Here is a 19,289-nt window from a genome sequence, read left to right as displayed (position 1 = left end):
GTGGTCGCCGTGCCGACCCCATCCCACGCCCGACGCATCGTTGCGGTCGTCGTGACGTTCAACCGGTTGTCGCTGCTCCAGGGACTCCTCGAGCGCCTGCGTCGTACGCCGGACGTCACCGAGATCGTCGTCGTCGACAACGCGTCGACCGACGGTACGGGTGAGTGGCTGGCCGGCCAGGACGCCGACGGTGCCGTCCCCTTGCGGGCGGTCACGCTGGGCGACAACCGCGGCGGTGCGGGCGGGTTCCACGAGGGGATGCGGATCGGCCTCGAGCGTGACGCCGACCTGCTCTGGCTGATGGACGACGACGGCATGCCTGACGACGACTGCCTGGCCCTGCTCCTCGAGCACGACGGCACCCTCGACTTCTGGGGGCCGGTGGTGGTCGACCAGGACGACGCCGAACGGCTCGTCTTCCCGATCCGCCTGCCCGGGGGCACCACGGTGGTGCACGACCTGGCCGACGTACGCGCCGCGGCCGCTGACGGGCGCATCGACGACATCGTCATCCCGTTCAACGGCGTGCTGGTCACCCGTGACCTGGCCGAGCGGATCGGTCTGCCGCGTGCCGAGTTCTTCATCTGGGGCGACGACCACGAGTACCGCCTGCGCGCCGAGAAGGCCGGCGCCCGCATCGCCACGGTCGTGGACGCCACGGTGCGTCACCCCTCGGTCGGCAGTCTCGGTACGCCGATGATGTTCGGCCGCACGACGTACAACCACTCGCCGTCCGACCTGAAGCACTACTGCATGGCCCGCAACAACGTGGTCAACCTGCGCACCTACCGCGGATTGCCGCACGTGCTCGCCTTCATCGTGAAGACCGTGTGGTTCTACGCCTTCACCCGCCCCTCCCCGAAGCGGCTCGCGCTGAGCGCCCGGGGCATCGGCGCCGGGCTGCGCAACGACTTCACCGGCCACGGGAGGTTCCTGGCATGAGTGAGCGCATCGCGGTCGTGATCGTCACCTACAACCGGGCCGACCTCCTGGCCGGCATGCTCGACGGGCTGGCCGCCCAGACCCGGGCACCCGACGCGGTCTTCGTGATCGACAACGCCAGCGCCGACCACACCCGCCAGGTGCTCGACCGCGACGACCTCCCGCTGCAGGTCACCCACAGCGACGACAACCTCGGCGGAGCCGGCGGCTTCCACCTCGGCGTCAAGCAGGCGTACGACGCCGGGTTCGACCGCATCTGGCTGATGGACGACGACGTCGTGCCCGCGCCCGACTGCCTGGCCGTCCTGGCCGCCCACGAGGGCCCGTGCCTGATGGCAGTGCGCGAGGACCTCGCCGGCAACCTCGTCGAGAAGTCGGCGATGCACTTCGACCTGAGGAACCCTTTGCGGATCCGGCCGAAGACGGCCAGCGTCGACCAGGCCTACGCCTCGCGGGCCGACCTGCCGGCGGAGGTGCCGATCGAGGTGGTCGCCTTCGAGGGCTTCATGGTGCACCGTCGGGTGATCGACGAGATCGGCCTGCCCGACCCGTCGTACTTCATCTTCTACGACGACGCCGACTTCGCGATCCGCGCCCGGCGGGCCGGGTTCACGATCCTCGCGCTGCGCGACGCCGTGCTCGTGCGCCAGCTCGACTTCAACCAGCAGCACGCCCTGGACACGTGGAAGGGGTTCTACATGTTCCGCAACCTCTTCGTCGTCCACTTCCGGTACGGCGAGAACGCGCTCGTGCGACTCAAGCCGTGGCTGATCGTGATCGCCGTGCTGCTGCTCAGCCCGCTCCGCGGTGGCCGTGCGGAGGCTGCCAACGTGATCAAGGCCATCCGGTCGGCGCGCCACATGCGGCAGCCACCCGGGGCCGTACCGCCCGCTCGCTAGACTGACCGCCGCACCAATTGCTGAGGAGACCCCCTTGTCTGACCCCGACCTCGTCGTCGTCGGTTCCGGATTCTTCGGGCTGACCATCGCCGAACGCAGCGCCAACGAGCTGGGCCTCAAGGTGCTCGTGCTCGAGCGACGGCACCACCTGGGCGGCAACGCCTACTCGGAGGCCGACCCCGAGACCGGTATCGAGATGCACGTCTACGGCGCGCACCTCTTCCACACCTCCAACGAGAAGGTCTGGGAGTACGTCAACCGGTTCACCAGCTTCACGAACTACCAGCACCGCGTGTTCGGCCAGTACGACGGCCAGGTCTACTCGCTGCCGATGAACCTGGCGCTGATCAACTCGTTCTTCGGCAAGATGCACACTCCCGACGAGGCGCGCGCGCTGATCGCCGAGCAGGCCAGCGAGTTCGACACCGCCGAGGCCGGCAACTTCGAGGAGAAGGCGATCTCGCTGATCGGGCGCCCGCTCTACGAGGCGTTCATCAAGGGCTACACCGCCAAGCAGTGGCAGACCGACCCCACCAAGCTGAGCGCGGACATCATCACCAGGCTCCCGGTGCGCTACAACTTCGACAACCGCTGGTTCAACGACAAGTACGAAGGCCTGCCGGTCGACGGCTACACCGCCTGGCTGACCAAGATGGCCGAGCACCCCAACATCGAGGTCCGGCTCGAGACGGACTTCTTCGCGGTCGCCGACGAGTTCAAGGGCAAGGTGCCGATCGTCTACACCGGCCCCGTCGACGAGTACTTCGACAACTCCGAGGGCCGCCTCTCGTGGCGCACCGTCGACCTCGAGGCCGAGGTCAAGGAGGTCGACGACTTCCAGGGCTGCGCGGTGATGAACTACAACGACCAGGACGTGCCCTGGACCCGCATCCACGAGTTCAAGCACTTCCACCCCGAGCGCACCTACATCTCGGGCAAGACGGTGATCGTCCACGAGTACAGCCGCTTCGCTGAGGACGACGACGAGCCGTACTACCCGATCAACACCGCGGAGGACCGCGAGAAGCTGCTGAAGTACCGCGAGCTCGCGAAGAAGGAGCCGATGGTGCTGTTCGGTGGCCGCCTCGGCACCTACAAGTACCTCGACATGCACATGGCGATCGGGTCCGCGCTGTCGATGTTCGAGAACAAGCTCAAGCCGCACTTCGCCGAGGGTGTCGCGCTCACGAGCGGAGGAGTCGACGAATGACCGTCACCCGCCTGCTGCAACGCCAGATCCTCCCGATCGACCGCGACACCGACGTCTTCCCCCTGTACGTCGACCTCGAGGAGGCCGTCCTCGACGCAGACCGCCACGACGTGGGCGGCAACCGGGCGGCCAAGGACCTCAACAACGCCGCGATCCGGCAGTCGACCTCCACCGGGCGCAAGCTGCACCCCGACCAGATCGAGTCGCGCACGGCCCTGCGGGTCGAGCCGACCCAGGTGCTCTCGTTCGGGACCTACTTCAACGCGTTCCCGGCTGCCTACTGGCGCCGCCACACGGTCGTCACCGACGTCACGCTCACCGTGAAGGTGTCCGGCCGTGACTCAACGGTGATCGTCCACAAGTCGATGGCCAAGGGTCACTCGCAGCGGGTCGACACGGCCACCGTCGAGGGCGATTCCGGCACGTTCACGTTCGACCTGACCCTCAAGCCCTTCGTCGACGGCGGCTGGTACTGGTACGACGTCGTCGCCGGTGACGACGGCTGCACGGTCGACAGTGCCGAGTGGACCGCCGAGGTCCCCGACGACCGCGCCGACCACGGCACCGCCGACATCTGCATCACCACGATGAACCGGCCCGACTTCTGCGCCAAGCTGCTCACCCAGATCGGCGATGACCCCGCGCTGGCGCCCTACCTCGACACCGTCATGGTGATGGAGCAGGGCACCCAGCCGGTCACCGAGTCCGAGTTCTTCGTCGACGCCGAGAAGGCGCTGGGGGAGCGGCTCCGGGTCATCGTCCAGGGCAACCTGGGCGGCTCCGGCGGCTACGCCCGCGGCCAGCTCGAGAGCCTGCGCAAGGGCACCGCGACGTACGCCCTGATGATGGACGACGACGTCGTGTGCGAGCCCGAGGGCGTGATCCGCGCCGTCACGTTCGGCGACCTCGCCAAGACCCCGACCATCGTCGGTGGCCACATGTTCAACATCTACAACCGCACCCAGCTGCACTCGTTCGGCGAGATCGTGCAGCCGTGGCGGTTCTGGTGGCAGACCCGGCTCGACGGCTACGCCCAGTGGGACTTCGGGGCCCGCAACCTGCGCTCGGCCCGCTGGTTGCACAAGCGTGCCGACGTCGACTTCAACGGCTGGTTCATGTGCCTGATCCCGCGGGTGGTCCTGGAGGAGATCGGGCTGTCCCTGCCGATCTTCATCAAGTGGGACGACTCCGAGTTCGGCCTGCGGGCCAAGGACGCCGGCTTCCCGACGGTCTCGTTCCCGGGTGCCGCCGTGTGGCACGTGCCGTGGAGCGACAAGAACGACGGCGTCGACTGGCAGTCCTACTTCCACCACCGCAACCGCATCATCGCGGCGCTCCTGCACTCGCCGTACGAGCGGGGCGGGCGCATGGTCCGTGAGAGCTTCAACCACCAGGTCAAGCACCTCGCGTCGTTGCAGTACTCCACCGCCGAGCTGCGCCACCTGGCCATGGAGGACGTCCTCGCGGGGCCGCATGCGCTGCACGGTGAGCTGGCCACGAAGCTGGGCGACGTCAACGCCTTCCGCAAGCAGTTCAGCGACGCACAGCTGCATGCCGACCGTGACGCGCTGCCTCCGGTGCGACGCAAGAAGCCGCCGAAGAAGGGGAAGTCCGACATGGACATCCCCGGCCGGTTGAGCACGCTGATCACGGCCGGGCTGGCCCCGATCCGTCAGCTGCGGCCGGTGCGCGAGATGTCGAAGGACTTCCCCGAGACCGAGCTGACCGCCATGGACTCGGCCTGGTACAACCTCGTCAAGTACGACTCGGCCGTGGTCTCCATGAACGACGGGACCTCGGTGGCGCTCTACAAGCGTGACCCCGAGAAGTACCGCGACCTCCTCAAGCGCACGATCGCGATCCACCGTCGCTTCCACAACGAGTGGCCCCAGCTGGCGGCGCAGTACCGCGACGCCCTCAAGGAGATCACCTCGCCCGAGACCTGGGAGCAGACCTTCGGGATCGCTCCCGAGGACGACAGGTGAGCGCCACCCGCACTGTCGACGCCCCACTCGTTCCGCCGTCGGGCGGCCAGGGGCTCGGCGAGGTCTTCCGGCGCCGCTACCTGCTGCGGCTCCTCGTACGCCGGGAGATCAGCGCGCGCTACCAGGGGTCGTTCCTGGGGTTCCTGTGGTCCTACATCAACCCGTTGTCCCAGTTCTTCATCTACTGGTTCGTGATCGGCCTGGTGATGGGCCTGCACAAGGACGTCCAGAACTTCGCGATCCACATGTTCACCGGCATCATCGTGGTGCACTTCTTCACCGAGACGTTCAACGCCGGCACGCGCTCGATCGTGCGCAACAAGGCCTTGGTCAAGAAGATGGCCATGCCACGCGAGATGTTCCCGGTCGCCTCGATGCTGGTCTCCGGCTTCCATGTCCTGCCACAGCTGGTGATCCTGCTGGGGGTCTGCCTGCTCTACGGGTGGACGCCGACCGTGCTGGGCATGTGCGCGCTGGTTCTCGCCCTGCTGGTCATCGCCATCCTGGGCACCGCCCTGGCCCTGCTGTTCAGCGCGGCCAACGTGTTCTTCCGCGACTTCGGCCAGCTGGTCACCATCCTGACCAACTTCGTGCGCTTCGGCGTGCCGATGATCTACCCCTACAGCATGGTCCACGAGCGGTTCCACGGGCACACGGAGATCTACCTGGCCAACCCCATCGCCCAGGCCGTGCTGCTCATGCAGCGCGCGTTCTGGGTGGGCACGACCGACGACCCGGACAAGACGATCGTCGAGCACATGCCCGACCACCTGTTCACCCGGGGGCTCATCAGTGTGGGCGTCTGCCTCGTGCTGCTGGCCATCGCCCAGTGGGTCTTCTCCCGCCTCGAGAACAAGATCCCGGAGCGCCTCTGATGTCCGAAGCCATCGTCGTCGACGAGGTCAGCAAGTCCTTCACCATGCAGTACCACCGCACGATGAAGCAGATGGCCGTGGCCATGACCAAGGGCCAGGACCTCCGCGAGCAGTTCCTCGCGCTCGACAAGGTGTCCTTCACCGTCGAGCAGGGAGAGTCCATCGGGCTGATGGGCCTCAACGGCTCGGGCAAGAGCACGCTGCTCAAGCTGGTCAACGGCATCATGCGACCCGACTCGGGCTCGGTGCTCACCCGTGGCCGCATCGCCGGCCTGATCGCCACGGGAGCCGGGTTCCACCCGCAGCTCTCCGGGCGCGAGAACATCTACCTCAACGCAGCGGTGCTGGGCATGAGCGAGGCCGAGACCAACCGCAAGTTCGACGACATCGTCGAGTTCGCCCAGGTCGGCAAGTTCCTCGACACCGAGGTGGGCCACTACAGCTCGGGCATGTTCGCCCGGCTCGGGTTCGCGGTGGCTGTGCACGTCGACTCCGACATCTTCCTCGTCGACGAGGTGCTCGCGGTGGGGGACAAGCCGTTCAAGAAGAAGTGCATCGAGAAGATGCAGGAGATCCGCGCCGAGGGCCGCACGATGTTCTACGTGAGCCACGCGCCCGGCTCGGTCCGCAAGATGTGTGACCGGGTGATCGTGCTCGAGAACGGTCGCGTCGGCTTCGACGGCGACGTCGTCCAGGGCATCCGCTACCTGAAGTACGACTCCTCCGACGAGGGCCTGCCCGAGGACGAGCAGACCGACGACGAGCTGGGCTCCGACGTCTGAGTTCGAGGGCGTGAAGCCCCTCTCGACTTGACATTTCTTCAAGTCATCGGCGTGTCGACTGGAAATTACACGTTTGTAGTTACTCAGAAACCCTTGCGGTGACCCATGTGACTGGTGTGAAACTTGGTACTCGTGTGAATCTTCCCCCGCACTGGAGTACCCAAATATGCGCCCCAACAAGGCTCGTTTCGTCACCGCCTGCCAGCAGATCCTGGCTCTCGGTGCGGTAGTCGCCGTCCTGGCTCCCGCCGCCAATGTCATCTCCCTCGACGTCGTCGGGACCCGTCCGGGCACCCAGGCGCAGGAGGCTCCCGAGGTGGCCGCAGAGGCGCCCTCGACGGCCCTGCCGGGTGGCAACGCCCAGCCGGCCCGGGCCGCCGACGAGGGCGGGGCCGGTGCCGACGAGGAGGAGGCGGAGGTCGAGACCGCGCCGGTCGAGCCCGTCGTCAACGAGTTCGAGATGGCCGCCGCGACGACGGAGCCCGAGGCGGACCAACCCGAGGCAGAGCAGGCCGAGGCGGACCAGCCCGAGGCGGACCAGCCCGAGGCGGACCAGCCCGAGGCGGGTGCACCGAAGACGCAGGCACCCGAGCGCTCGGTGGCCCCCCGCAAGGCGGCCACCGCTGGTCCGACCGAGATCCTCAGCGACATCGAGGAGGTCACCGGGTACGGCGCGGTCGGTGTCACGTGGGGCAATGGCGAACAGGTCGACGAGGACCAGATCGCGGTCTCGGTGCGCACCCGCACCGACGGCGTCTGGTCGGCGTGGATCCCCATCGACTACCACGACGACCACGCGCCCGAGGCGAGCAGCCCCGAGGCCACCAAGGAGCGTCCCGGCACCGACGCGATGCTGGTCGGCGAGGTCGACGAGGTCCAGGCCAGGGCCGTGCTGGCCGACGGCGTCTCCGCCCCGGCCGACATGAAGCTCGCCGTCATCGCGCCGGGCACCGGCACCACCGAGGTGGAGCAGCCCGCGATCGACACCGCCAAGCTCGGGCAGGGCGAGTCCGAGGCCAGCGAGCCCGGCAACGGCGGGGACGGCGCGGAGTTCGACTCGAGCGAGGGCAAGCTCGCCATGCAGGCGACGACGTACACGCGCAAGCCCAAGATCTACTCCCGGGCCCAGTGGGGCGCCAACGAGCGGATGCGTGACGCCAGCTCGCTGCGCTACTACGAGGTGCACGCCGGCTTCGTCCACCACACGGTGAACGCCAACAACTACACGCGTGAGCAGGTGCCGGGCATCATCCGCAGCATCTACGCGTACCACACGCAGAGCCGCGGCTGGAGCGACGTGGGCTACAACTTCCTGGTCGACAAGTTCGGTCGCATCTGGGAAGGCCGGTACGGCGGCGTCGACCGCCCCGTCGTCGGCGCCCACACCCTCGGCTACAACGACTACTCGTTCGCGATGTCGGCGATCGGCAACTTCGACGTCGCCCGTCCGCCGGCCGTGATGATCGACGCCTACGCGCGCCTCTTCGCGTGGAAGCTGTCGCTGCACGGCATCGACGCGTCCAGCACCAGCCAGCGGGTCGGCTCGAGCACCTTCAAGGCGATCAACGGCCACCGCGACGCCGGCTCGACGGCGTGCCCCGGCAGGTACCTCTACGCCCAGATCCCGGCGATCAGGACCAAGGCCGCGCAGTACCAGGCCGACTGGAGTGGCCGGAACCTGGTCACCAACGTGGTGAGCACGGCCTATCCCGACATCCTCCTCCGCAGGGCTTCGGACAAGGTGGGATTCGCCCTGCCGACACAGGGCTACCTGCGCTGGAAGGCCGCCGTCACGTCCTCCACCGGCTGGTCGCGGTACGACGCCGTGGTGGCCACGCCGGACGTGACCGGTGACGGCCTGTCCGACGTGATCGTGCGCAACGGCACGACCAGGGTCACCTCGATCCGTCCGGGTGACGGCAAGGGAGGCTTCGGCGCCGCGACCGGGTCGATGTCGACGGTCGGTTCGATGGACCAGATCACCGCGGTCGGCGACGTCCACCGCAACGGCTTCAACGACTTCGTGGCCCGTGACCCGAAGACCGGCTACCTGCACCTCTACCGCGGCACGTCGAAGCACACCTTCAGCCGGGTCGTGGCGAGCACGTCATGGGGCAACTACGTCAAGACGATCGGCGCCGGCGACACCAACCGCGACGGGTTCGCCGATGTCTACAGCATCGACAAGGCCGGTGTCCTGTGGTTCCACGCCGGCACCGGCACGAAGTCGTTCAAGGCGCCCGTGCGGATGGCTGGAGCCTGGGCCGGGTTCGACCTGGTCACCGGCACGGGCGACTTCACCGGCGACGGCATCGGTGACCTCTACGCGCGCAGTAAGAGCAGCCATCTCGCCTACGTCTTCCCGGGCAGGGGCAACGGCACCTTCGGCCACTGGCTCGGCCCGTTCGGCCGGATCGGCACCATGACGCCGGCCGGAGCCGCGGACGTGATCGGCACCAAGTCGCCCGACGTGCTCGCGCTCAGCGGCGACACCCTCAAGGTGATCCCCCACAACGGCACCCAGAACACCAGCGGCCTGGTGCGTACGACGGTCAAGGGTTTCGCCGCCGCCAACGCCTTGCTCAACGTGGGCGACTGGGACCGTGACGGCCACGGCGACATGGTGATCCGCAACGCGTCCACCGCGAAGCTGGAGCTGATCCGCGGACTGGGTGGCAACAGGTTCGCCGAGCCCGTCGTGATCGGCACGGGCTGGTCCAGGGTGGGCCTGCTCTCGGCAGTCGGCGACACCACCGGCGACGGGTTCCCGGACCTCATGGGCCAGCCCTCGGGTGCCGCCATGCGGATCTACCCGGGTGCCGGCAAGGGATTCCGGCGCAGCTACGTCGCCCGCGGGGCGATCAGCGCGTTGCGCCAGGTCGGCATCGGCCGCTGGGACGCCGACGGAGCGCCGGACAACCTGTTCCGGGTCGGCAGCAAGATCGTCAAGTACACCGGCAACGGTCCGGGCGGGCTCTCCGGTTCGCCGGTGACGCTGAACACCGTCAGCCTCACGCCGTACGACTGGGTGATCAGCCCGGGTGACATCGACCGGGACGGTCGGCCCGACCTCGTGGTCCGCCGCAAGTCCGACGCGACCCTGTGGGTCCTGTCGGGCCGCCCGGGTGGCTTCGGAACGCCGAAGTTCCTGGCCGAGGGCATGAAGGGCTTCGACCTGGCGGGCTGAGTGAGGGCAGGACCGGGTCAGACCACCCAGCGCGCCGTCGCGCGTTCGTCCGCAACCCGACGTTCGATCCGGTCGGGGTCGGCGTTGCGGATCCAGATTCCTGAGCCGCCACTGACAAGTGGCGCCAGGAGACCGGCGAGTCCCCGTGGGGAAGCGGGGTTCGCCGTGGTCAGCAGGCGCCCGCCGGCGACGTAGTCAGGGACTTCGTCGCCGGCGGGCGTCAGCACGTCCTGCTGGGTCCGTCCGGCCAGGGCCGGGTCGTCGGGGGTGGGCGGGTCCCACGGGATGAACGAGTCCGGCTGCGACCACACCTCGGCGCCGAAGTCGTGGACGCCCTCGGGCAACGGGTCGCGGAATCGGACACCCAGCGGCAGCAGGGCCGAGGCGAGGACGGTGCCGGAGTCGGCGTACCTCTCGAGGCCGTCGGGTCCGCAGACCGTCAGGTCGGCCGGCTGCTCAGCGTCGAACGACACGACCAGGCCCGCGTTCCAGGCCGCACCGACGAAGACCGGTGCCAGCCAGTGCGTCGGCAGGTCGACGAGCACGGTGTCCCCGCGCTCGAGGTCGAACTCCTCGACGAACAGGCTGGAGGTCTTCGCCACCCAGTTGGCGTACGTCGCCACCGACAGCTCCACCCGCTCGCCGGTCGCGTCGTCGTAGAACGTCACCAGCGGCCGGCCGGGGTCGGCCCGGAGCAGGTCGGCGAGCAGGGCGGGGAAGGTGGCGGCCATGCGCACAGCCTAGGAGGCGCCACCTTAGGCTGTTCCCATGACTGAGCTTCCCCCTCCCGAGGCCGTGATCGTCGCCGGCGGGTTCGGCACCCGGCTGCTGCCTCTCACCGCACGGCGCCCCAAGCACCTGCTCGACGTGGGCGGGGTCCCGTTCCTCGAGCACCAGATCGCCCGTCTCGCCGAGGCGGGGGTCGAGCACATCGTGCTGGCGACGTCGTACCAGGCCGACATGTTCGCGCCGGTGCTCGGCGACGGCAGCCGGTGGGGCGTGCGGCTCGACTACGTGCTCGAGGAGGAGCCGCTCGGCACCGGCGGCGCGATCCGCAACGTCGCCGGCGCGCTCACCGACGACCCGAACGGTGCGGTCATCATCCTCAACGGCGACGTCCTCTCGGGGCACGACCTTGCCGGTCAGCTGGCCGACTTCCGGGCCGGCCGCAACGGTCGCCGGGTCGACGTCTCGCTCCACCTCGTCGAGGTGGAGGACGCGCGCGCGTTCGGCTGCGTGCCGACCGACGAGGAGGGCCGGGTGCTCGACTTCGTCGAGAAGTCCGACCATCCGGTGACCAACCAGGTCAACGCCGGCTGCTACATCTTCCGCCGCGACATCATCGACACCATCGCGCCCGACACCGTCGTGTCGGTCGAGAGGGAGACCTTCCCCGGCCTGGTCGCGGACGGTCGCCTGGTGGTCGGCTTCGTCGAGACCGCCTACTGGCGTGACGTCGGCACGCCGGCGGCCCTGGTCGCGGCCTCGCGCGACGTCGTGCTCGGCACGGCGCCCACGCCCGCCGTCGACGCCGTGGAGTCCGGCGCCCGGGTCGACCCGTCGGCGTCGGTCGCGGGCACGGCGACCGTCGGCGGTGGATCCGTCGTGATGGCCGACGTCGTCATCGACGACGCCGCGGAGATCAGCGGCAGCGTGCTCATGACCGGGGCCAGGATCGGCGCGGGTGCGCGCATCACGGACTCGGTGGTCGGCCCGGGGGCGGTCGTGGGCGAGAAGGCCGTGCTCACGGAGGCCACCCTCGGCGACGACGCCACCATCGGTGCCTCGGTCACCCTGCCCGCCGGGGAACGCGTCGACTGCGGTGAGGCACGCGAGGGCTGAGCACGGCCCACACACCACAGGTCCACACACCACGAACGAGCCGGGCCCGAACTGATCATCAGTTCGGGCCCGGCTCGTCGTTCGACTGGCATCACATGCCGTTCGGCTCCGGGGAGTCGAAGTAGTCGTACTCGGTCATGAAGTCGTAGAGCGCCTCACCCGAGACCTTGGGGCAGTACTGCCAGACGCCGACCTGCTTGGACCCGTCGGCGTCCGCGCCGCCCTTCGACCAGTGCGTGATCGAGACGTGCGTGCCGTCGGGGAACGCCTTGCCGTCGGACTTCAGCCAGGGCACCGCCTTGAACTTCAGCCGCTGGTTGTTGGTGCCCTTGAGCTTGCGCGCGATGGCCTGGAGCTCGGTCATCTGCTCGTCGTCGTCGGCGATCGTCTCGTCGTACCAGATGATCGTGTAGCCGTGCTCGAGGTTGTGCACGAGCATCTCGACCCGGGGACGGTCGTCCTTGGTGTAGAGCTTGCGGTCCGGGGTGTCCGGGACCTCCTCGTGCTTGCCGAAGGCCGGGGGCGCGTCCTTGTAGTCGATGTCGGTGCCCGCCGGGACGTGCTCCTGCTCACCGGTCGCCTTCTTGGTGATGATGTCCTGGCACGAGCTGGCAGGCGCACCGATGCCGGAGATGTCGACGTTCTTGAACTCCCGCAGGTCCCACCAGTTCTTGATCGGCCGGTAGGCGGCGAGTCCGATGATCACGACCGCGATGAGCACGCAGACGCCGACGATCACCAGGCCCTGGCGCTTGTCGGCGCGCTTCTGCTGGTTGCGGAGCTGGTCGGCGACTTCGCGTCGGCTGACCTTCTTGGAATTGGCCACGAATCAGGCTTCTCTCACGGTCGTGTGGGGAGTACGTCGGCAGAGTCTACGGACAGTCCGGTTGAAAGGTGATGTCGACGGTCGCCCCGGCGTCGACGGGCATGGCCGTGACCGACCAGCCGAACGCGAACGCCAGGGTCTGCAGCCGCGCGAGCTCGTCGTCGTACGGCGCGCTGAGCCCGGTCGAGACGGTGCCGGGGCCGACCTCGACGTCCACCGTGTGGCCGAGCACCTCGGCAACCGCGGAGGCCAGGTCCACTGCCGGGGCAGGGCTGCCGAACACCTCGGCGCCGGTGCCGGCCAGGGCACGGACGACGGCTTCGCGGGACCCGTAACCGAAGAGGTCGGTGCCGTCCTCGCGGATCAGCGCGCTTGCCCCGGTGCCGTGGTCGCCCGCCGCGAGCACCAGGTCGGCGCGTCCGCGGACCACTGCGAAGGGACGGGCCGCGAGCTTGCCGCCGGCGAGCTCCGCGGCGCCGGCGAGCTCGTCCGCGACCGCGGGCGCGGTGACGGCCAGCGGGTTGCCGTAGGAGTCGGTCCGCCCGGCGAAGTCCTCGAGCACGAGGAGTCCGGCGGCGCCGATGGCGATGTCGCTCTGGCCGTTGCGCCAGGCCCGTCCGGCCGTGTCGGTGACCAGCACGGCCACGTTGACGCCGCGACGCTCCGCGATCGCCTCGCGCACCTGGCGGGCGGTGCGGTCCGGGTCCTCGGGGAGCAGCAGGTAGTCGCCGGCCGTGACGTTGGACGCGTCGATCCCGGCGGCGGCCATGGTCAGGCCGAGATGGTTGCGCACGATCGTGGTCGGCGTACGCCGGGCGACCACGCGCACGGTCTCGCCGGCCAGGGCCTCCTCCCGGTCCCCGGTGCGTCGTCGTCCCTCGGCCTTGCTGACCACCTTGCTGGTGATGGTGACGACGTCGCCGTCGACGAGGTCGCACGATGCGAGGACCAGCTCGGCCAGGTCGTCTCCCTCGACCACCTCACCGACGCCCTCGGGTGCGGTGACGACCAGTGGGGTGCTCACCGCACCAGGTCGATCGCGGACGCGGCCATCGCGGCGGTCGCCTCGGGCGAGGTCATCATCAGGGGTACGGCGGCGCAGGTGAGGCCGAGTGCACAGATCCGCTCGACCTGGTCTGTGTCGCGTTCGTCGACCAGCCAGCCGTCGAGGACTCCGCCGCGGCTGCGTGCGCCGTAGTGGCCGGCCACGCCGGCGGCACTGACCTCGACCCCGATCGCGGTGAGGACCTGCTCGGCCATCCCGCGCACGTGGGTGTCGCCGACGATGGGGGAGAGTCCCACGACCGGCGCGGTGGTCTCGAGCAGGGCCTCGCGGATGCCGGGTACGCCGAGGATCGTGCCGACCGAGACGACCGGGTTCGACGGCGGCACGATCACCAGGTCGGCGCCGGTGATCGCCTCGACGACGCCGGGGGCGGGGGAGGAGTCCTCGAGCCCGACGAAGACCAGCTGCTCGGCGGGGACCTCGGCGCGCAACCGCACCCAGTACTCCTGGAAGTGCACCACCCGCTTGCCCGAGGGAGCGTCGTCGTCGGCGATCGCGACGTGGGTCTCGACACGGTCGTCGGTCATCGGGATCAACGTCACACCCGGTTGCCAGCGCTCGCACAGCGCCCGGGTGACGGCGGAGAGCGGGTAGCCGGCCTCGAGCATCTGGGTGCGCACGAGGTGGGTCGCGATGTCGCGGTCGCCGAGGCCGAACCATGTCGGCTCGACGCCGTACGTCGCGAGCTCCTCCTTGACGCTCCAGGTCTCCTCGCGCCGGCCCCAGCCGCGCTCGAGGTCGATGCCGTCCCCGAGCGTGTACATCACGGTGTCGAGGTCAGGACAGACCTTGAGGCCGTGGATCCAGAGGTCGTCGGCGGTGTTGGCGACCACCGTGACGGTGGACTCAGGGGGCAGTGGCACACTTCCGGTGGCGATGCCGTGCAGGAGGCCCTGGAGGAACCGGGCGCCGCCCATGCCGCCGGAGAGCACAGTGATCGAAGACATGTGCCTACCTTGCCCGATCGGGCACAAGTTCGTCCCGCCGGGGGTTTATAGCAGATCCGGGCTTGACTTCCTTGTACGACAGGCATGTAATTCCAGTAGTGTTCTTCACGCAAAGCCAGGGTCGAAAGGGGAATGCAATGCGAGAGCTTTTTCTCCTTGACGGGGACGACGCGGAAGAGTTCGGTTGGCAGGAACGGGCACTCTGTGCCCAGACCGATCCGGAGGCGTTCTTTCCTGAAAAGGGTGGGTCCACCAGAGAAGCCAAGAAGGTCTGTCTGACCTGCGACGTCCGAGGCGACTGCCTCGAGTACGCGCTCATGAACGACGAACGCTTCGGCATCTGGGGCGGCTTGTCCGAGCGCGAGCGCCGCAAGCTCAAGAAGCGGGCGGTCTGACCACCCGCAGGGCAGATGGCCGGATATTGCGCGGCGGCGACTAGGGTTGTCCGCCGTGACGGTCACTGCTCTGCTGGTCAGCCATGACGGCGCGCGTTGGTTGCCGGCGGTGCTGGCTGGTCTCGACGACCAGCAGCGCCGCCCGGACCACGTGCTCGCCGTCGACACCGGAAGTACCGACGACTCCCTGGACCTGATCACCGCGGCGTTCGGCCCCGACGCGGTGACAGTGCAACCGGGCTCCTTCCCGGACGCGGTTGCGGCGGCACTGCCCCGCATCGACACCGAGTGGGTCTGGCTGCTGCACGACGACGCGCGTCCCGAGCCGGAGGCGCTCGGCGAGCTGCTCGAGGCTGCCTCCGCCCATGGCGCCGACATCGTCGGGCCCAAGCTCCGAGAGTGGCCCTCCCTGCGACGCCTGCTCGAGATCGGCGTCACCATCTCCGGTGCCGGTCGACGTGAGACCGGCCTCGAACGCGGTGAGTACGACCAGGGCCAGCACGAGAAGGTCCGCGAGGTGCTCGCGGTCAACACCGCCGGCATGCTGGTCCGTCGCTCCCTTCTCGAGGAGCTGCGCGGCTTCGACCCCGAGCTCCCGGTCTTCGGCAACGACATCGACTTCGGCTGGCGTGCCGCTCGCGCCGGGCACAAGACCGTGGTCGCGCCCGAGGCCGTGGTGTTCCACGCCGAGGCCGCCACCCGGGGACTGCGCACCACGCCGGCCACCGGACGACGTCCGCACCAGGCTGAGCGCATCGCCGCGCTCTACACGTTGCTGGTCAACTGCGCCGGAAGGGCAGTGCCCGTCAAGGTCGTACGCCTCGTCCTCGGCACGTGCCTGCGTGCCCTCGGCTTCCTGCTGTCCCGGTCACCGGGCATGGCACGCGACGAGTTCGGCGCGCTGTTCGCCGTACTCGGCAGGCCGGGCCGGATCCGCGCCGGACGTGCCGCCCGGCGTGGCCTCGGCGACCCGCGCAGCGACCGCCTCAAGCGGCTGCTCGCCCCGTGGTGGCTGCCCTACAGGCACGGCATCGACTTCGCCGGCGACGTGGCCTCGGCCGTCGCCAACCAGGGGCGGGACGCCGCCGACCGGCGTAGGGCCGCCCGGCTCGAGTCCTCGGGCCACGTACCCATGCGCCGACCGGACGACGGTGAGGACGAGCTCGCCGACGACAGCGGGCTGTTGGTCCGGTTCGTCACCAGCCCGGTCGCGATCCTCACCGCCGTCCTGTTGCTGCTCAGCCTGTGGGGTGCCCGCGAGGCGCTGCACGGCATCAGCGGTGGAGCACTCTCCCCGGCCCCGGAAGGCGCCGGTGACTGGTGGCGCCTGGTCACCGAGGGCTGGCACCAGATCGGACAGGGCACCGATGCGCCGACCCCGGCGTACCTCCTGCCGATGGCGCTGGTCGGGAGCATCCTCCTCGGCAGTGCGACCGCCGCCGTCTCGCTGCTCTTCCTTGCTGCCGTCCCGATGGCCGCCTGGGGCGCCTGGCGCTTCGGCACCGTCGTCGCTGAACTCGGCTCGGGGCAGCCCGCCTCACGCTGGATCGTCGGCTGGGCCGCGCTGGCCTACGCCGCCGTACCCGTGGCCAGCGGGGCCTGGGGGCAGGGGCGGTTCGGCGTGCTGGCCTCGGCCGCACTGCTGCCGTGGCTGGCCCACGCGGCCCTGGGGCTGGCCGACCCGTCGGCCGACCGCCGCTGGCGCGCAGGCTGGCGCTCGAGCCTCCTGCTCGCCCTGCTCACCGCCTTCACGCCCTCGGCCTGGCTCTTCGTGGTCGTGCTCGTGGTGGTCGGCGCGGCCCTGCTCATGGTGGTCGCCCGCGACCTGATCACGGAGCGCTCCGTGTGGGGCCCGCTGCTGGCCCTGGTGCTGACGCCGCCGGTGCTCCTGCTCCCCGGCGCGATCGGGATCCTCGGCCACGACGTCTCCGCGTTGTTCCTCGAGGCCGGTCGGGTCGTCGCCCAACCGGCTGCCGGAGACCTCGCGGCCGGGCGCTTCGGCGACGTGTCGGCACCTCACTGGATCGGTCTGGCCCTCCTCGTTCCCGCGGTGCTGGCCGTGCTCCGGCCCCGCACGCGCGTCGCGGTGGCGGCCTGCTGGGTGCTCGTCGCCCTCGGGGCGGTGCTCGCCGCCCTGCTCAGCCACGTCTCTATCGAGCTGCCCGCCGGTTCCGCACGTCCGGGCACCGGCTTCCTCCTCCTGGTCATCCAGGCTGCGCTCATCGTTGCGGTGATGGTGGCCGGCCACGGGCTGCGCCAGACCTTCGCCGGGGCCAGCTTCGGCTGGCAGCAGCCGCTGGCCGGCCTGATGGCCGTGGTCGCCGTGCTGGTGCCTCTCGGTGGGCTCCTGTGGTGGATCGCCGGCGGCGACAACCAGCTCGAGCGACCGGGGGAGTCCGAGGTGCCGGCGTACATGGCACAGGCGGCCCAGGAGGGCGCCGGCCACGGCGTGCTCATGCTGCACGGGTCGGCCGAGTCGGGTCTCACCTGGCGCGTGCACCGCGGCGACGGGGTCACGCTCGGCCAGGACGAGATCCTTGCCCTCACCGGCCCCGACGCCGGCTTCGACTCCGAGATCCGGCAGCTGGTCTCCGAGCCCGATGCCGACCTGGTCGCCGGCCTGCCGGCGCGCGGCGTCGACTACATCGTGATGCCGGCCCCGGCCGACAGCCAGGTGGCCGCGACGCTCGATGCCGCCACCGGGCTCACCCAGGCCAGCAGCTCCGACCGGAGCACGCGGGCCTGGCAGTTCGACGAGCCTGCGGAGGCCGATGCCATCGACGGCGACGGACCCTGGTGGCATCCGTGGGTGCTGGTCCTGCAAGGCGTCGCCATTCTCGTGGTCGGTGTGCTCTGCGGCCCGGCTCGGAGGGACAGGTCATGACCAACACACCGAGCAAGGGCCGTCGCGTCGCGACACAGCAGGCCGTACGCAAGGGAGGGGTGCCGCCGACCCTGGTGGTTGCCCTCGTCGCGATCCTGGCCTCCGCCGGGGCACTCGCGATCCAGCAGCCGACCGAGGACCCCGAGCAGCGCGCCGTCGTCGCCCCGGCCACCCGACCCCTGACCAGCTTGAGCATCCTGTGCCCGGCCGCGGTGCAGGGGAGTCCCGACCTCGTGATCGGTCAGGGCGTCGAGGGTGGCACGGCCGATGACGGCACCCTGGTCAGCCGCGCAGCCGAGGGCGAGAAGTCAGAGGACCTCGACCTGGCGCCGGGTGGAGCCGGACCCGTCGACGCAAGCCGTGACGCGGTCGTGGTGACCGGCACCGGAACCCGAGCCCCCGGACTCTTCGGTGCCCGCTTCGGCGGGCCCGGCCGTCCGGCTGCGGGCCAGTGCGCCGAGCCCTCGGGCGAGCGTTGGTTCGTGGGCGTGGGCGCCGCCGGGGGGCTGCACGAGTCGAAGCTGCTCCTGGCCAACCCCGACACCGGACCGGCGGTGGCCGACCTCAGCCTGTGGAGCACGACCGGTGAGCTGATCGACGTGGCCTCCCGCGGGCTGACGGTGCCCGGTCACGGCAGCACGGTCATCGACCTCGCCGAGCTGGCCCCGAACCGCGACGAGCTGGCCGTGCAGGTCACCGTCTCCCGCGGACGGGTCGCAGCCTCGGTCTCCGACGACTACACCCCGCTCGAGGGAGACCCGGTCTCCGAGTGGCTCCCGCCGACCGCGGCACCCGCCACCACCCAGCTGGTGCCCGGCCTTCCCCGGACGATGGACGAGCCGAAGCTCGTGCTGGCGAACCCCGGCGCTGATGCCGGCCGGGTCACCCTGCAGGTCGTCGGCGAACGGAGCACGTTCACGCCGAGCGGGCTCAAGGAGATCAGCGTCGGATCGGGCGAGGTCGTCGTCGCCGACCTGCCGCCGAAGCTGGTCAAGCAGCTGGCCGAGGAGAACGCTTCACTCCGGATCACCTCGACCGTGCCGGTCAGCGGCTCCTTGCGCGCGGTCGTCTCTGGTGACCTGGTCCATCTGCCCGCCGTCGAGGAGCTCACCGGAGACAGTGCCACGGCGCTGCCCGGCGGCGCCGGCAGCGTCCTGACCCTGACCCCGACCGACAAGGCCGGCCAGGCGCGGGTCGAGTTCCCGGGGCAGGATCGCGACCCAGAGACCGTGCGGCTCACGCCGGGAACCACCACGACGGTGCCGATCCCGGCCAAGGCCCGTGCGGTCGTCGTCCGCGGCACCACGGCGTACGTCGGCTCGGTTCGCACCATCACCCCCAAGGGGGCGAGCGTGCTGCCCTTGCAGGCACTGGACGTCGAGCAGCTGATCCCCGATGTACGCCCCGAGTGGCCCTAGGCTCGATCGCCGGCTGCTGCTCGCTGACTCT

At 69.8% G+C, this 19,289-nt stretch carries 15 protein-coding genes; 11 read left to right on the top strand and 4 right to left on the bottom strand.

The genetic code is table 11. The features are described from left to right. Positions 1 to 9: 9 nt before the first annotated feature. The 7 genes from ASD30_RS11970 to ASD30_RS11940 all read left to right on the top strand — a co-directional run bounded on the left by ASD30_RS11970 (position 10) and on the right by ASD30_RS11940 (position 9,880). Positions 10 to 942 (top strand): glycosyltransferase, encoded by a 933-nt coding sequence (locus ASD30_RS11970; protein WP_056684857.1) that lies wholly within the window; start codon positions 10 to 12, stop codon positions 940 to 942. After that, positions 939 to 1,841 (top strand): glycosyltransferase family 2 protein, encoded by a 903-nt coding sequence (locus ASD30_RS11965; RefSeq protein WP_056681551.1) that lies wholly within the window; start codon positions 939 to 941, stop codon positions 1,839 to 1,841. The genes ASD30_RS11970 and ASD30_RS11965 overlap by 4 nt, the downstream gene beginning before the upstream one ends. 34 nt (positions 1,842 to 1,875) lie before the next feature. Further along, positions 1,876 to 3,051 carry a UDP-galactopyranose mutase gene (gene glf, locus ASD30_RS11960; RefSeq protein ID WP_200951145.1) on the top strand — a complete coding sequence of 392 codons (1,176 nt, stop codon included), beginning with the start codon at positions 1,876 to 1,878 and terminating at the stop codon, positions 3,049 to 3,051. Beyond that, positions 3,048 to 5,036, top strand: a complete 1,989-nt coding sequence (locus tag ASD30_RS11955; protein WP_056681549.1) for a glycosyltransferase — start codon at positions 3,048 to 3,050, stop codon at positions 5,034 to 5,036. Before glf ends, ASD30_RS11955 begins: the two co-directional genes overlap by 4 nt. Next, positions 5,033 to 5,911: an ABC transporter permease gene (locus tag ASD30_RS11950; protein ID WP_056681548.1), complete on the top strand. Its 879-nt coding sequence runs from the start codon at positions 5,033 to 5,035 to the stop codon at positions 5,909 to 5,911. The genes ASD30_RS11955 and ASD30_RS11950 overlap by 4 nt, the downstream gene beginning before the upstream one ends. Then, positions 5,911 to 6,693: an ABC transporter ATP-binding protein gene (locus ASD30_RS11945; RefSeq protein WP_056681547.1), complete on the top strand. Its 783-nt coding sequence runs from the start codon at positions 5,911 to 5,913 to the stop codon at positions 6,691 to 6,693. The genes ASD30_RS11950 and ASD30_RS11945 overlap by 1 nt, the downstream gene beginning before the upstream one ends. Positions 6,694 to 6,859: 166 nt before the next feature. Then, on the top strand, positions 6,860 to 9,880 hold the full coding sequence (locus ASD30_RS11940) for an FG-GAP-like repeat-containing protein (protein ID WP_056681546.1): 3,021 nt from the start codon (positions 6,860 to 6,862) through the stop codon (positions 9,878 to 9,880). Positions 9,881 to 9,897: 17 nt separating this feature from the next. On the opposite strand, the gene ASD30_RS11935 is transcribed toward ASD30_RS11940, so the two are convergent. Further along, the gene (locus ASD30_RS11935) at positions 9,898 to 10,611 is read right to left on the bottom strand and encodes a TIGR03089 family protein (protein WP_056681545.1); all 714 of its coding nucleotides are present in this window, start codon (positions 10,609 to 10,611) and stop codon (positions 9,898 to 9,900) included. Positions 10,612 to 10,648: 37 nt separating this feature from the next. Between ASD30_RS11935 and ASD30_RS11930 the strand changes: the two genes are divergently transcribed. Next, positions 10,649 to 11,722, top strand: coding sequence for a sugar phosphate nucleotidyltransferase (locus ASD30_RS11930; RefSeq protein ID WP_056681544.1), 1,074 nt, complete (start codon positions 10,649 to 10,651; stop codon positions 11,720 to 11,722). A 91-nt stretch (positions 11,723 to 11,813) separates the two neighbouring features. Here ASD30_RS11930 and ASD30_RS11925 read toward each other — a convergent pair whose 3' ends face one another. Genes ASD30_RS11925 through cofD form a run of 3 tightly spaced genes read right to left on the bottom strand, consistent with a single transcriptional unit; the run spans position 11,814 to position 14,561 of the window. Then, entirely contained in the window at positions 11,814 to 12,548 is a 735-nt protein-coding gene (locus ASD30_RS11925; RefSeq protein ID WP_056681543.1) for a DUF3105 domain-containing protein, read from the bottom strand. A 46-nt stretch (positions 12,549 to 12,594) separates the two neighbouring features. Further along, positions 12,595 to 13,572, bottom strand: coding sequence for a coenzyme F420-0:L-glutamate ligase (cofE, locus tag ASD30_RS11920; protein ID WP_056681542.1), 978 nt, complete (start codon positions 13,570 to 13,572; stop codon positions 12,595 to 12,597). After that, complete coding sequence (cofD, locus tag ASD30_RS11915) at positions 13,569 to 14,561, bottom strand: 2-phospho-L-lactate transferase (protein WP_056681541.1); 993 nt, start codon at positions 14,559 to 14,561, stop codon at positions 13,569 to 13,571. Before cofD ends, cofE begins: the two co-directional genes overlap by 4 nt. A gap of 137 nt (positions 14,562 to 14,698) precedes the next feature. On the opposite strand from cofD, the gene ASD30_RS11910 reads away from it, so the two are divergent. From ASD30_RS11910 to ASD30_RS11900, 3 genes are read left to right on the top strand one after another with little or no spacing between them, the layout of a single operon-like run. Continuing rightward, complete coding sequence (locus ASD30_RS11910; protein WP_056681540.1) at positions 14,699 to 14,956, top strand: WhiB family transcriptional regulator; 258 nt, start codon at positions 14,699 to 14,701, stop codon at positions 14,954 to 14,956. 55 nt (positions 14,957 to 15,011) lie between these two features. Next, positions 15,012 to 17,840: a glycosyltransferase family 2 protein gene (locus ASD30_RS11905; protein ID WP_056681539.1), complete on the top strand. Its 2,829-nt coding sequence runs from the start codon at positions 15,012 to 15,014 to the stop codon at positions 17,838 to 17,840. Then, on the top strand, positions 17,837 to 19,258 hold the full coding sequence (locus ASD30_RS11900) for a DUF5719 family protein (protein ID WP_056681538.1): 1,422 nt from the start codon (positions 17,837 to 17,839) through the stop codon (positions 19,256 to 19,258). The genes ASD30_RS11905 and ASD30_RS11900 overlap by 4 nt, the downstream gene beginning before the upstream one ends. Positions 19,259 to 19,289 lie beyond the last annotated feature (31 nt).

Source organism: Nocardioides sp. Root140, from assembly GCF_001426745.1.
Taxonomy (GTDB): Bacteria; Actinomycetota; Actinomycetes; order Propionibacteriales; family Nocardioidaceae; genus Nocardioides.
Note: the sequence above shows the minus strand (reverse complement) of the source record. Positions and strands in the feature narration are given on the sequence as shown.